Below are 13,555 nucleotides of genomic sequence, written 5' to 3' on the forward strand. Positions count from 1 at the left end.
TTTGGCGTAAAGCTGGTGATTACCCCGGCGTGCAACTAAAATCATGCCATCCAGGCAAAACACAAAATGGAGTGAAGCCATGCGCTGGCAAGGACGTCGCGAAAGCGACAACGTAGAAGATCGACGCGATCAGTCGTCGGGTTATGGGACCGGACGTCAGATCCGTTTACCACGGGGCAAGGGCGGCATCGTGCTACTGATTATCGTTGCGGTGGCAGGTTATTACGGCTATGACCTGACGGCTTTGTTAACGGGTGAACAAGTTACGCCAGCCAGCCAGCAACAACAGCGCAGTATCAACAGTAATCAGGACGAGGCGGCAAAATTTACCTCCGTAATCCTCGCCACCACCGAAGACACCTGGGGCAACCTGTTCCAGCAGATGAACAAGCAATATGTTCCGCCAAAGCTGGTGATGTATCGCGGCGCGACGCGTACTGGCTGTGGCACCGGGCAATCAGTCATGGGACCGTTCTATTGCCCCGCTGACCAAACGGTGTATATCGATCTCTCCTTTTATGATGAGATGAAAAACAAGCTTGGCGCGGATGGCGATTTTGCACAGGGATATGTGATTGCGCATGAGGTCGGGCATCACGTGCAGAAACTGCTCGGCATCGAACCGAAAGTGCGTGAAATGCAGCAGAACGCAAATCAGACCCAGGTTAATCAACTGTCCGTGAAAATGGAACTGCAGGCCGATTGCTTTGCTGGCGTATGGGGCCATTATATGGAGCAGCAACACGTGCTCGAAGTGGGTGACTTGCAGGAAGCACTGAACGCGGCGGAAGCGATTGGAGACGATCGTTTGCAGCAAAAAAGCCAGGGCCGCGTCGTACCGGACAGCTTTACTCACGGCACGTCTCAACAGCGTTATACCTGGTTTAAGCGTGGTTTTGACAGCGGTAATCCGGGTCAGTGCAATACGTTTGCCCGTAACGGATGACGCGTGAAAATATCAGCCGCCAGATGCAGCAGGCGGGTGTGCGACGGCTGTGTATTATCAGCGGTGAAGCGAGCTGGTGTCAGCTAAGCGCGCAAAAATGGATTGACGAGCTAACTGGCGACTGGCTGTGTATCAGCGAGTCGCCGCTGTTTTCTACCCCCTATTGTCCGCCTGGTGCGCTGCGCACTTTGCTGGGACGGGAATTTCTCCACGCAATCTTTGACGCACGACACGGGTTTCATGCAGAAGCCTTTGCCGCGCTTGCCGGGACATTGAAAGCGGGGAGCTGGCTGTTATTGCTGGTGCCAGCCTGGGACGACTGGCCACAAAAGCCGGATGCCGATAGCCTGCGCTGGGCCGACGTGGCCGAGCCGATTTCAACGCCACATTTTATCTGGCATCTTCAGCAACGGATTAATGCTGACGAGCAAATATTGCTGCATCGTCAGGGCGATCCATGCCACATTCCCCCCTTACCACCGTTGCCCGCCTGGCAATGCCAGGCGCCGTTGCAACAGCACGCCATACTTTCGCAATTACTGCATCAGCCCAGGGGTGTGGCGGTAATAACCGCTGCGCGCGGACGCGGGAAATCAGCGCTTGCAGGGATGCTGGCTAAGCAAAATACACGCTGTCTGATCACCGCCCCGGCAAAAGTCTCCACTGAGGTATTAGCGCGTTTCGCCGGCGAGCATTATCACTTTATGGCGCCCGATGCCATTCTCGAACAGGTGATAACACCGGATGTTGACTGGCTGATTGTTGATGAAGCCGCCGCTATTCCCGCGCCGCTGCTGCATGCGCTGGTCGCGCGTTTTCCACGTGTCTTACTGTCCACCACGGTACAAGGCTACGAGGGCACCGGGCGGGGCTTTATGCTGAAGTTTTGCGCTGAGCTGCCCCAGGTGACCTGTTTCACTCTGGATGAACCGTTGCGCTGGTCACGTGCCGATCCGCTTGAAAAATGGCTAAATCAGGCGCTGATTTTTGAGGATGCGCTGCCTGCGCCGGCTAGCAGCGATACCCTGATTCAACGGTTTGATATTGCTGACTGGGCTGACAATCCCGCCCCGCCTGAGGCGGCGTATCGCTTACTGACCAGCGCGCACTACCGCACTTCGCCACTGGATTTACGGCGCTTATTTGATGCTCCCGGTATGCATCTGTGGCTGGCTGGTGACGTACCGGGTTTAAAAGGCGCACTGTGGCTGGTGGAAGAGGGGAATTTACCGGCCGATCTGGCGCAGGCGGTCTGGGCGGGTCGGCGAAGGCCGCGTGGTAATCTGGTGGCGCAGTCATTAGTAGCACACAGCGGATTTAAGGACGCCGCCATGCTGCGTTCTTTGCGCATCACCCGTATTGCGGTGGCCGCCGAATGCCGCCGTCAGGGCATCGGGTTAGCGCTGATTAATGCCGCACGCGCTGCCGAACCGCAATGCGACTTCTTTTCCGTTAGCTTTGGTTATACCGACGCGCTTTGGCATTTCTGGCGCGCCTGCGGCTTTACGCTGGTGCGCATTGGTAGCCAGCGTGAGGCCAGCAGCGGCTGCTACGCGGCGATGGCGATATGCGCCATTACGCCTGCCGGGCAGCGCTTACAAAAGGCGGCGGCACAACAGCTGGCGCGCGACTGGCCAGTTTTACGGCAGTTTATTGATATAAAACTGACATTATCATCCGCAGATTTACCCGCAGATGAACAAGAGTTTACGGCATACGATGCACAACTGGCCGCGGGGTTTGCCTGGGCGTTGCGACCCTTTGAAGCCAGTCTGCCGGTTTTAAAGCGGTTATTAAGGGCAACAGATCAGCCGGTTCCGCTGCTGCGCGCTGCTGTCGACGCATCTGACGAATTAACCTTGCTGGCGAAGCAGGCGGGATTGAGCGGACGCAAGGCGATCATTACTGCGTTACGCCAGCAGGCTGCAGCCGCGCTTGAAGCGCTGGACAGTGAGCGAGCTACCATCCTGCGCCAGCCATTTCGGTGAGGCGCCGGACGTCACCGGCTGCTGATGTAAAACGGCCCTCGCCATGGCAAGGGCCGCGTTAACTCATTTTTTCTTTGGCCAGTCGTCGTCATCGTCCCACTTATCATTGAAATCACGATGCGGCGGCAGATCCGGCTTATTATCCATGTATTTTTTGTGATCGATGCGCTTCAGATCTTTGTAGACATTGATGAGCACACCTACCATCAGCAGGATCACCAGGATCCACCAGTAATCTTTAATAAACGCCATTTGCCCGCTCCTTATGACCGCGATCAGGCGATCAATTGTTCCATGATGCGTTGATACATCCGGCTTAGCATTTGCAGATCCGATGCCTTCACGCACTCATTGATTTTATGAATGGTGGCATTTACCGGACCCAGTTCCACTACCTGCGCGCCCATACGCGCAATAAACCGGCCATCCGATGTTCCACCGGTAGTGAGCAACTGCGGTTTGATCTCATTATAGTGTGCGACCGCGTTGATCACGGCATCAACCAGCTTGCCGCGCGAAGTCAGGAATGGCTGACCCGATAATTTCCATTCAATGGTGTAACGTAACTGATGGCGATCGAGCAGTTCCGTGACGCGCTGGCGAAGCGTGGTATCAGTCGATTCGGTGCTAAAACGGAAATTAAACTGCACAAACAGCTCACCAGGGATCACATTATTGCTGCCTGTACCGGCCTGTACGTTGGCAATCTGCATGCTGGTTGGGGGAAAAAATTCATTGCCGCGATCCCATTCCGTTGCCACCAGTTCGTTTAGCGCTGGCATGGCGCGATGTACCGGGTTATCGGCCAGGTGTGGATAGGCGACGTGGCCCTGTACGCCATGCAGGGTCAGGTTGGCGGTGATTGAGCCGCGACGGCCATTTTTTACGACATCACCAACAACCTCAGTGCTGGACGGTTCGCCCACCAGGCAGTAATCCAGTCGTTCATTACGCGCCAACAGACGTTCAACCACCTTTACCGTACCGTTGGTCGCGCTGGCTTCTTCGTCAGAGGTAATGAGAAATGCCAGACGGCCTTGATGATGTGGATGCGCGGCAACAAAACGCTCGGCTGCCACTACCATCGCCGCCAGCGATCCTTTCATGTCTGCCGCACCGCGACCAAACAACATACCGTCACGAATGGTTGGTTCAAACGGCGGGTTGATCCAGCGGTTGGCATCGCCCGGTGGTACTACGTCGGTATGGCCAGCAAATGCCAGCGTTTCGCCCTGGCCGCGTGTGGCCCAGAAGTTCAGGGTATCGTCGATGTTCATTGATTCAATATGGAAACCGATAGCTTCCAGACGCGCGATCAGCAGCGCCTGGCATCCGGCATCATCGGGGCTGAGAGAAGGACGTCGAATAAGCTGCTGCGTCAGCTCAATGACCGGACAAAACATGTTATGACTTCTCCTGAATAAAGTTCTGGTAAGTGGTTTCACTAAAGCCGGACAGCAGCGTTCCATCTGGCGCACGCAACAGCGGACGCTTGATCATAGCCGGTTGCGCCAGCATTAGCGTTTTGGCGCTGTCCGCATCGGTAATAGCTTCGCGTTCAGCCTCTGACAACTTGCGCCAGGTGGTGCCGCGTGTGTTCAGTAAATTTTGGTAGCCCAGCGCGTCGATGAACTGCTGCAAGCATTCAGCACTCAGCCCATCCGCGCGGTAATCGTGAAAGCGATAGTCGATGTGGGCGGCTTCTAAAAAGCGGCGGGCTTTTTTAATCGTGTCGCAGTTCTTTATCCCAAACATCATCCAGTGCGCTGTCATCACTTCATCCCGTCATAAAAATAAAGCGCGAGTTTAACATAGTGTGATCTGTTGCGGCATCACACCTGTTACTGAGAAAAAACGCACTAAGGGTTAATTTGAGTAACGTCAGCACGACGTAAGCGATTTCACTTTTCGCTATACCCGTATCTTTCCTTAGCAGGCTTTTTTCAGAATGCGTCCAGCGTGAGTTTTTAGCCTACCACTGAACGAAAAATGCATTAAACCCTGTTAATTTAGCAGGTTGCTAAAATGTCCATCCCTAAACAAATTAAAAAATAAAGCTTTTAATGACCAGCGCCGATAGTCATAGCAGGTGTAAACGTATTCACCTGGCAAAAAAAGAAGCGTAAAATTGCCAGCACAATAAGAGAGGGCTTTATGATTGATATTGAAATGGGAAACTGGAAAGAGTTTATCGAAGCGATGTTACGCAAGTAACACGTGAAGAGAAAAGCAGGGCATTTCCCTGCTTGCTGGAATTCTTACCACACACAGAAAAAAGGCAGCCAGGAAAAATGGCTGCCTTTTAATTTATTCACCCTGCGGTTTTTCGCGCAGCGGAAAGCGGCGACGTACGACAACGAAAAATAGCGGCACGAAAAATATCGCTAACAGGGTGGCTGAGATCATCCCACCCACTACGCCGGTTCCTACCGCGTGCTGGCTGCCGGAACCGGCGCCTGAACTGATGGCCATTGGCAACACGCCAAAGATAAAGGCCAGCGAAGTCATCAAAATAGGACGCAGACGCTGACGTGATGCTTCCAGCGTCGATTCGGTCAGCTCACCTCCTTTACTGTTGATTTCGTTGGCGAACTCAACAATCAGGATGGCGTTTTTGGCCGACAGGCCCACCACGGTTAACAGTCCGACCTGGAAATAAACATCATTTTCCAATCCACGCATCCAGGTTGCGATTAGCGCCCCGATCACGCCAAGCGGCACCACCAGCATGACCGAGAAGGGAATCGACCAGCTTTCATACAGCGCAGCCAGACACAAAAATACGACCAGTAGCGAGATGGCGTACAGCGCAGGCGCTTGTGAGCCGGAAAGGCGTTCCTGATAGGAAGCGCCGGTCCATTGAAAGCCCACACCCAGCGGGAGTGCGTTAACCAGTTTTTCCATCTCATCCATAGCTTTGCCGCTGCTGACACCCGACGCGGCTTCACCGACGATCTCCAGCGATGCGTAGCCGTTATAACGTTCAAGCCGCGGTGAGCCGGTTTCCCAGCGGCTGGTGGCGAAGGCAGAGAAGGGCACCATGCTGCCACTGCTGTTGCGGACATACCATTTATTGAGATCATTGGGCAGCATGCGGAATTCAGGCGCAGCCTGGACATACACTTTTTTAACGCGCCCGCGGTCGAGAAAATCATTAACGTAGGTTGAACCCCACGCGGTGGTAAGGGTGTCGTTGATCGTATCAATCGAAACCCCCAGTGCCTGCGCTTTGCGATCATCAATATCAATCTGTAACTGCGGACTGTCATCCAAACCGTTGTGGCGCACGCGCGACAGTGATTTATCGTTGTCGGCCATTTCCAGCAACTTGTCACGCATTGCCATCAGTTGGGTATGACCGATGCCCGCATGATCCTGCAACTGTAGATCAAAGCCGGATGAGCTGCCCATGCCGGTAATGGCTGGTGGACTGCTGGCAATTACCCGGCCTTCTTTGATTTTCTGGAATGCTTTGGTGGCGCGTTCAATGATGGCAAACGAGGTGCGATCCGCGCCTGGGCGATCTTCCCACGCTTTTAACCGTACAAACAGACGCGCAACGTTTTGTCCATTTCCGCCAGGGCCAGCGCCGATGGTTGAAAACACGGACAATACGTTGTCCTTTTCTTGCGTCATGTAGTAATTCTCAACTTTAGCCACCACCCGTGAGGTTTGCTGCAACGTTGAGCCTGCCGGTAATTGCACCTGGGTCAGGAACACGCCGCGATCTTCCAGCGGCAGAAATGAAGAAGGCAGCTTAATAAACAGAAGCGCCATCACGCCAATAATAGCGAGATAAAGCAACAGCCAGCGGCCGCCTTTCAACAAAATGCGGGCAACGCCGCGTTCATAGCGTTCAGCATTGCGGTTGAAATGGCGGTTGAACCAGCCAAAAAAGCCGCGCCGCCCATGATGATGCCCCTGTGGGATGGGCTTTAACAATGTGGCGCACAAGGCGGGCGTCAGGATCATCGCCACCAAAACCGACAATACCATCGCCGAAACGATGGTGATTGAAAACTGACGATAGATAGCGCCTACGGTGCCGCCAAAAAACGCCATTGGTACAAATACTGCCGACAGCACCAGCGCAATACCGACCAGCGCGCCCTGAATTTGCCCCATCGATTTTCGCGTGGCGGCACGAGGCGATAATCCCTCCTCACTCATGATGCGCTCAACGTTTTCCACCACCACGATGGCATCATCGACCAGCAGACCAATTGCCAGGACCATGGCAAACATGGTTAATGTATTGATACTAAAACCACAGGCGTACAACACGCTGAAGGTACCAAACAATACCACCGGAACGGCAATGGTCGGGATCAGGGTGGCGCGGAAGTTCTGCATAAACAGATACATCACGCCAAAGACCAGTACGATCGCTTCCAGTAAGGTTTTCACCACATCTTTAATGGAGGCTTTAACGAACGGCGTGGTTTCATAGGCGGCTTTGGCTTCCAGCCCGTGGGGAAAATAGTGCGACAGCTCTTCTATACGGGCGCGCACCAGCTGGTCGGTGTTCATCTCATTGGCACCAGAGGCAAGTTTCACGCCCAGGCCAGAAGCGGGTTGACCATTATAGCGGCTAAGGTAATCGTATTTCTCTGCGCCTGGCGCTACGTCTGAGACATCTCCCAGCGTCACCACCGATCCATCGGGATTATTTTTTAAGGTGATAGCCTTGAACTGCTCGGGTGTTTGCAGCATCGATTGCGCATTCACCGTGGCGTTCAGGGCTTGCTTATCCACTGAAGGCAAGCCGCCCACCTGGCCTACCGCCACCTGCGCATTTTGCGATTCGATGGCGCTTACCACGTCATCGGTGGTGAGTGCATAAGCAATCAATTTATTGGGATCAAGCCAGATGCGCATCGCATATTGCGAGCCATAAGCATCCACTTCTCCCACACCGTCTACCCGACTCAGCGGGTCCTGAATGTTACTGGCGACATAATCTGCAATATCCTGCTTGTCCATGCTGCCGTCAGTTGAGACAAAAGCGACCATCAAAATATTACTGTCGCCGGTTTTAGTGACCGTCACACCCTGTGACTGAACGGCCTGTGGCAATTTACGCAGCGCAGATTGCAGCTGATTTTGCACCTGCTGACGGGCCTCATCGGGATCGGTTCCGGCGGTAAAGGTCAGGGTGATGCGTGCCTGGCCAATATTGCTGCTGTTCGAGGACATGTACATCAGATTATCAATGCCGGTCATGTTCTGCTCGATCACCTGGGTTACGGTGTTCTCCAGCGTTTCGGCGGAGGCGCCGGGATAATTAGCGGTAATACGGACATTGGGAGGAGCCAGGTCGGGGTATTGCTCAATCGGTAAAGCGATAATGGCAAGCGTGCCGCACAGGCACAATAAAATCGCCAGAACCCAGGCAAAAATGGGGCGGTCGATAAAAAAATTCGACATCGAATCGACACTCCTCAGCAGGGTATCATCATTATTATGGAAATGGCTTCTCAACCAAACATGCGCACAGGCAGAGGAATAACAATGCTATCAGTTAGATATTTCTGCCGTAACTTACTCTACGTGCGACAGGTAAGGAAATCGTGGAGAAATTAAGGAGAAAGTGTAAAACAGCCCGGCAGGTTAATTAATACGATTCTCCAGCCACATAACGGTAGCGGCAACGCGGGAGCGCACATTCAGTTTACGCAGCAGATTGCGAATATGTACCTTCACCGTTTCTTCAGAGATGTGTAGCGTGGTGGCAACCTGTTTGTTGGATAATCCTCGCGCAACTTCCTGCAGCACATCCCGTTCGCGTTCGGTCAGCTGGCGAAACGGATCGGCGCTGTATTGACGGGTGGCGAGATAATTTTCCACCGCTTCACTGAATACTTTTTCACCCTCCGCCGCCTGCATAATCTGGCTGAGCAACTTCTCTGGTTCGCTGTCCTTCAGCAGATACCCATCAGCCCCAGCATCGACCATGGCGTAAATATCCGCGCGTGCATCAGAAACGGTCAGCACCAGGATACGAGATGCAATGCCTTCGTGGCGCAGGGCTTTTAACGTATCCAGCCCGGACATGCCTTTCATATTCAGATCGAGCAGAATAACGTCTGGCGCCAGCCGCCGTGCTTCAGCCAACGCTTCGGTGCCATTATTGGCTTCGGCCACCACGTCCAGCCGCGGCTCCAGCGCTAATAGCTGGCGAATGCCCCGGCGCATCAGCGGATGGTCATCCACAATCATTAAGGTCAGCATGTTAACTCCCGGTAAAAAGATGCTGTAACGCGCACAGTATGTCTGCGGTTACGCTTTTTGTCTCTTTATTCAAGTGGATGTCCCGGATGTGGCGGAAAGCGCAGCGCTATTTGTATACCTTGCGCCTGTACGCTGATGCTTAAACTGCCCGCTAAACGCGCGGCCCGTTCCGCCATGGTCGTTAAGCCGTAATGTCCCGGCGGCTCATCAGAACTGGCAATGCCCACACCGTCGTCCGCAATGGTCAGTACATGCTCACCTTCAGACGTACGTTGATAAGCTATCTGAATTTCCTGGGCATTAGCGTGACGAATGGCGTTAAGTAATGCTTCACGCGCAATCTGTAAAACATGTACCTGCTGCTGTGCCTCAAGGTTTTGCAAACCTGACTGATAATGAAAGCTAATTCGCGCATCAGCCTGTTCTTGCAATGACGCGATCATTGCCTGCATGGCCGCCACTAAATCGGCTTGCTCAATGCTAAGACGAAAGGTTGCCAGCAATTCTCGCAGCTGACGGTAGGCATCAGATAACGCGCGATCAACGTCAGCGATGATAAATTGCGCGGCGCTGTCTGCCTGGTCTACAGTACGGCGCAGCAGGGTGAGTTGAATGCGTAAAAATGCCAGCGCCTGGGCCAGGGAGTCATGTAATTCGCGGGCGATGGTGGCACGTTCTTCAATTAACAACATTTGCTGATACTGCTTCTGGGTTTGCCAAATCCAGAGTGCGCGTCCCAGCATTGCCGCCAGGCTGTGCATCAAGGCTTCCGGCGGCTCGTCGTGATTAGCCTGCCAGCGCAATTCGCCCGTTAGTCGATCGTCCTGCCGTAACGGCACGCGCTGCCATGTCAATGAAGGATGACCAGTACCGGCGCAAAACAGAAAGTGATCACTCTCTAGCCGGATAGCGGCCAGGTCTTCATGCGTCAGCACGTTCGCCAGTACGCTTTCAAAAAGCGTCGGATGCAGCGGGCTGGCAGTTAACATTTGCGAGCTTTCATACAGCAGCGAAAGGGTACGGTTGGCTTCGGTTAGCGCTTCGGTTTTCTCACGTACCGTGCTTTCCAGCAGTTGATAATGTAATTGCAGGCGCATTGCCATCTTGCTAAAGGTTTGCGACAGCATCTGCAATTCATTGTCCTGAGCAACGACCAGCGGAGGAAAAGCGAAGTTACCGTTCTCTATATAGCGACTGGCGGTCACCAACGCGTTCAGTGGTCGCACCACCTGTTGACGGGTAAAGCGAATGGTCAGCAGCGCCAGCGCTACAATGGCAATCAATCCGAGCAGGCTGCTGGCAACGACCAGATGCATCTTCAGTTCAGCATAACGCTGTAAACCCAACACAAAGCGATCGATTTCACTGACGTAAACCGCCACCTGCTGCTGATAACGGTGAGCTTCACCTTGTTGCAGATTATGTTGCAGTTGCGGCCAGGCGCGGCGCAGATGGCGATAATGTTTGAATACGTCCCGCGGGGTCCAGAAGCGATTGAGGTTTTTTAATGCCGGTGCATCCAGCGTCTGCTGATATTGGGCTAAATGACTCACAAGCTGCTGCGGTTCATGCGCAGCATCCCACGCCAGGCGATAGCTTTGCATACGTAACGAACCGGCCAGATTAATGACTTCCGCGTCGCGCAGACTACTGAAAAGGGTGATTAACGCCAGGCCGGTACTTAATACTGACAACAGCACAATGGCGATAAGCGCCTGAGCAATGCTGTGGGTTACGGAACGTTTCACAAACACCTTGGTATTCCTGATGCTGGCGCGGGTTTATAGAGGAGGAGAAATTGCGCGCCAGGCTATTCCCCCTCAAAAAGCAAACAGACGGTTAGGTGCTGAGTAAAAAATAACCAAAGCTGACCTTTCCCAGGATTGTGTCTGCATCATTGGTTAAAAGTTAAACAGCTTTACATTGCGCTGATGTTCGCTTTCATTGCGTCGCTAATAATTCAATCGGAATAAACAAAACGATTTCACTGAGGAGCATCCCATGAAAAAACTGACTGCAGTTCTGGCCGGTGCCCTACTGACTGCCGCTTCGTTCTCGTCTTTTGCCGCGACCCCAATTGACCGCGATCAGGCGCAAAGCATGCAAAGTTTAGGGAGCGTATCCGTTTCCAGTGTACGGGGTTCTATAGATGACGCCACCGAGCAGCTTTCGCAAAAAGCAGCAGAGAGGGGAGCCAGCCATTATCGTGTTATTGGGGTTGATAACCCAGGCGACTCCAGCTTGTGGACGGGTACGGCAGAAATCTATCGCTAAATTTCTTTCTGTTTTCCCTTCCTGTCATTTTTACCGGCCCGCCAGTGGCCGGTTTTTTTGTGTATGACCAATCATTCTTACAAATCATTCTGTGCATCCCCGCGGTATATTTTGCTTCGTTCACGCAGAACGGGTAGGATTCATCGCCGTAAATTCCCGCGCTGCTATGGCCTCACTCACAGGCAGGCGCACAGAGGAAAATACCCCTTTCGCACGGCTCAACGCAATCGATTGGTTTTGCCGTGGATTGATGGTCAGGACAAACAGGAAGGCTATGAAATCTACTAAAAAAACCGCAGCCGAGATGCGTGCTGCGAAAAGACGTTGGCTGAACTCTCACGATACCGGCTACCAGAAAGCGATGGGTAACCGTCACGTACAAATGATTGCGATTGGGGGAGCTATCGGCACTGGCTTGTTCCTCGGCGCGGGTGCGCGTTTACAAGCGGCCGGTCCTGCCTTAACAATCATCTATCTGGTTTGCGGGATCTTCTCATTTTTTATCTTACGCGCCCTGGGCGAACTGGTTTTACACCGTCCAAGCAGTGGTAATTTTGTTTCTTACGCGCGTGAGTTTCTTGGTGAGAAAGCCTCCTATGTAGCGGGCTGGATGTACTTCGTCAACTGGGCCATGACCGGTATTGTCGATATTACCGCCGTTGCACTTTATATGCATTACTGGGGCGCGTTTGGTGATGTGCCGCAATGGGTTTTTGCTTTGGGCGCGCTGGCGATTGTCGGCACCATGAACATGATTGGCGTTAAATGGTTCGCTGAAATGGAGTTCTGGTTTGCATTAATCAAAGTGCTGGCGATTGTGGTGTTCCTGGTGGTCGGCGTGGTGTTTTTGGGCACCGGCAAACCGCTGGCTGGCAGCACCACCGGCTTCCATTTAATAACCGATAATGGCGGGCTGTTTCCGCACGGCTTGTTACCGGCGCTGGTGTTAATTCAGGGTGTGGTGTTCGCCTTCGCCTCGATTGAGCTGGTAGGAACGGCGGCAGGCGAATGTAAAGATCCAAAAACCATGCTGCCGAAAGCCATTAACAGCGTGATTTGGCGTATTGGCCTTTTTTACGTGGGTTCGGTGGTACTGCTGGTACTGCTGCTGCCGTGGAATGCCTACCAGGCGGGACAAAGTCCGTTTGTCACTTTCTTCTCTAAACTCGGCGTGCCTTATATTGGCAGCATAATGAATATCGTCGTATTGAGCGCAGCGCTGTCGAGCCTGAACTCAGGGCTGTATTCAACCGGCCGCATTCTGCGTTCTATGTCGATGGGCGGATCGGCGCCGAAATTCATGGCGAAAATGAGCGGCCAGCAAGTGCCCTACGCCGGAATCCTGGTCACTATTGGTGTGTACGTTATCGGCGTGGTGCTGAATTATTATGTCCCTTCGCAAGTGTTTGAAATAGTCCTGAATATCGCTTCGCTGGGCATTATATCTTCATGGGCGTTTATCGTGGTGTGCCAGCTGCGCCTGCGTAAGGCGATCAAAGAAGGCAAAGCGGACGATGTCAGCTTCAAACTGCCTGGCGCGCCATTCACCTCGTGGCTGACGCTGCTGTTCCTGTTTAGCGTGCTGGTATTAATGGCTTTTGACTACCCGAACGGCACTTATACCATTGCGTCTATCCCGCTGATTGCGGTGGTTCTGGTGCTCGGCTGGTTTGGCGTGCGTAAGCGCGTAAATGCTATTGCACAGACGGAACACGATCATCTGCATAGCCAGGATGATGCCAGTTCGATCAAACTGGTTGATGAAGCGTCGCGCTAAACGGCCATAAACGCGCTTTAGCCAGCCTTCGGGCTGGTTTTTTTGATCCCACCTCATGCCATTTCCACTTTATTTAATCCAGCTTCAGGAAAGATGCCCTTTGAAGGATATTTCCCGGTAAATGGTCGGATTATTTTGCGCGATAGCAACTGTTTGTTACTGAGATAAGGGCGGCATCGTGCTATGAAGAAAAATCATTCGCAGGCGTGTCGAAACTACCACAACTTCGAAGAGAGATATTTCGCCCAGCAGAAAACCGTTGCCGCTAAAATCCATGCCAGTGCAGTAGCAACTGGATAAACCTATATCGACTGTCATAAAGGCATTGTGCACCCTTTA

Annotated in this window: 12 protein-coding genes; 6 read left to right on the forward strand and 6 right to left on the reverse strand. The window is 53.0% G+C overall.

The features are described from left to right. Nucleotides 1-79: 79 nt before the first annotated feature. Together ypfJ and QRY16_RS11575 are read left to right on the forward strand one after the other, a co-directional pair. Nucleotides 80-946, forward strand: coding sequence for a KPN_02809 family neutral zinc metallopeptidase (gene ypfJ / locus QRY16_RS11570; RefSeq protein ID WP_193404636.1), 867 nt, complete (start codon nucleotides 80-82; stop codon nucleotides 944-946). Beyond that, entirely contained in the window at nucleotides 943-2,934 is a 1,992-nt protein-coding gene (locus tag QRY16_RS11575; protein ID WP_289776665.1) for a tRNA(Met) cytidine acetyltransferase TmcA, read from the forward strand. Before ypfJ ends, QRY16_RS11575 begins: the two co-directional genes overlap by 4 nt. 63 nt (nucleotides 2,935-2,997) lie before the next feature. Here QRY16_RS11575 and QRY16_RS11580 read toward each other — a convergent pair whose 3' ends face one another. The 3 genes from QRY16_RS11580 to QRY16_RS11590 are packed head-to-tail and all read right to left on the reverse strand — an operon-like array spanning nucleotide 2,998 to nucleotide 4,707. Continuing rightward, nucleotides 2,998-3,186 carry a YpfN family protein gene (locus QRY16_RS11580; protein ID WP_289776666.1) on the reverse strand — a complete coding sequence of 63 codons (189 nt, stop codon included), beginning with the start codon at nucleotides 3,184-3,186 and terminating at the stop codon, nucleotides 2,998-3,000. Between the two features lie 23 nt (nucleotides 3,187-3,209). Continuing rightward, nucleotides 3,210-4,337, reverse strand: a complete 1,128-nt coding sequence (dapE, locus tag QRY16_RS11585) for a succinyl-diaminopimelate desuccinylase (protein WP_289776667.1) — start codon at nucleotides 4,335-4,337, stop codon at nucleotides 3,210-3,212. Nucleotide 4,338: 1 nt separating this feature from the next. Next, entirely contained in the window at nucleotides 4,339-4,707 is a 369-nt protein-coding gene (locus tag QRY16_RS11590; protein ID WP_193404703.1) for an ArsC family reductase, read from the reverse strand. Nucleotides 4,708-5,088: 381 nt separating this feature from the next. On the opposite strand from QRY16_RS11590, the gene ypfM reads away from it, so the two are divergent. Next, on the forward strand, nucleotides 5,089-5,148 hold the full coding sequence (gene ypfM, locus QRY16_RS22220; RefSeq protein ID WP_419776126.1) for a protein YpfM: 60 nt from the start codon (nucleotides 5,089-5,091) through the stop codon (nucleotides 5,146-5,148). Between the two features lie 93 nt (nucleotides 5,149-5,241). Here the strand turns inward: ypfM and acrD are convergent, their stop codons facing one another. The 3 genes from acrD to narQ form a co-directional block, all read right to left on the reverse strand. After that, nucleotides 5,242-8,361, reverse strand: coding sequence for a multidrug efflux RND transporter permease AcrD (acrD, locus tag QRY16_RS11595; protein ID WP_289776668.1), 3,120 nt, complete (start codon nucleotides 8,359-8,361; stop codon nucleotides 5,242-5,244). Nucleotides 8,362-8,544: 183 nt separating this feature from the next. Continuing rightward, the gene (gene narL / locus QRY16_RS11600) at nucleotides 8,545-9,165 is read right to left on the reverse strand and encodes a two-component system response regulator NarL (protein ID WP_289776669.1); all 621 of its coding nucleotides are present in this window, start codon (nucleotides 9,163-9,165) and stop codon (nucleotides 8,545-8,547) included. A 65-nt stretch (nucleotides 9,166-9,230) separates the two neighbouring features. After that, on the reverse strand, nucleotides 9,231-10,919 hold the full coding sequence (gene narQ / locus QRY16_RS11605) for a nitrate/nitrite two-component system sensor histidine kinase NarQ (RefSeq protein WP_289776670.1): 1,689 nt from the start codon (nucleotides 10,917-10,919) through the stop codon (nucleotides 9,231-9,233). Between the two features lie 247 nt (nucleotides 10,920-11,166). Between narQ and QRY16_RS11610 the strand changes: the two genes are divergently transcribed. From QRY16_RS11610 to QRY16_RS22225, 3 genes are all read left to right on the forward strand, one after another. Beyond that, nucleotides 11,167-11,439, forward strand: coding sequence for a YdgH/BhsA/McbA-like domain containing protein (locus QRY16_RS11610; protein ID WP_289776671.1), 273 nt, complete (start codon nucleotides 11,167-11,169; stop codon nucleotides 11,437-11,439). A gap of 274 nt (nucleotides 11,440-11,713) precedes the next feature. Further along, nucleotides 11,714-13,216 (forward strand): L-asparagine permease, encoded by a 1,503-nt coding sequence (ansP, locus tag QRY16_RS11615; RefSeq protein ID WP_289776672.1) that lies wholly within the window; start codon nucleotides 11,714-11,716, stop codon nucleotides 13,214-13,216. A 183-nt stretch (nucleotides 13,217-13,399) separates the two neighbouring features. Beyond that, a complete protein-coding gene (locus tag QRY16_RS22225; RefSeq protein ID WP_419776125.1) occupies nucleotides 13,400-13,516 on the forward strand; it encodes a NapC/NirT family cytochrome c in 117 nt (38 codons plus the stop codon). Nucleotides 13,517-13,555: the final 39 nt, after the last annotated feature.

It is taken from the genome of Mixta mediterraneensis, from assembly GCF_030283135.1.
GTDB lineage: Bacteria > Pseudomonadota > Gammaproteobacteria > Enterobacterales > Enterobacteriaceae > Pantoea > Pantoea mediterraneensis.

Coding starts and splice junctions, on each gene's coding strand:
- ypfJ (WP_193404636.1), top strand. CDS start 80: ATGCGCTGGCAAGGACGTCGCGAAAGCGACAACGTAGAAGATCGACGC.
- QRY16_RS11575 (WP_289776665.1), top strand. CDS start 943: ATGACGCGTGAAAATATCAGCCGCCAGATGCAGCAGGCGGGTGTGCGA.
- QRY16_RS11580 (WP_289776666.1), bottom strand. CDS start 3,186: ATGGCGTTTATTAAAGATTACTGGTGGATCCTGGTGATCCTGCTGATG.
- dapE (WP_289776667.1), bottom strand. CDS start 4,337: ATGTTTTGTCCGGTCATTGAGCTGACGCAGCAGCTTATTCGACGTCCT.
- QRY16_RS11590 (WP_193404703.1), bottom strand. CDS start 4,707: ATGACAGCGCACTGGATGATGTTTGGGATAAAGAACTGCGACACGATT.
- acrD (WP_289776668.1), bottom strand. CDS start 8,361: ATGTCGAATTTTTTTATCGACCGCCCCATTTTTGCCTGGGTTCTGGCG.
- narL (WP_289776669.1), bottom strand. CDS start 9,165: ATGCTGACCTTAATGATTGTGGATGACCATCCGCTGATGCGCCGGGGC.
- QRY16_RS11610 (WP_289776671.1), top strand. CDS start 11,167: ATGAAAAAACTGACTGCAGTTCTGGCCGGTGCCCTACTGACTGCCGCT.
- ansP (WP_289776672.1), top strand. CDS start 11,714: ATGAAATCTACTAAAAAAACCGCAGCCGAGATGCGTGCTGCGAAAAGA.
- QRY16_RS22225 (WP_419776125.1), top strand. CDS start 13,400: ATGAAGAAAAATCATTCGCAGGCGTGTCGAAACTACCACAACTTCGAA.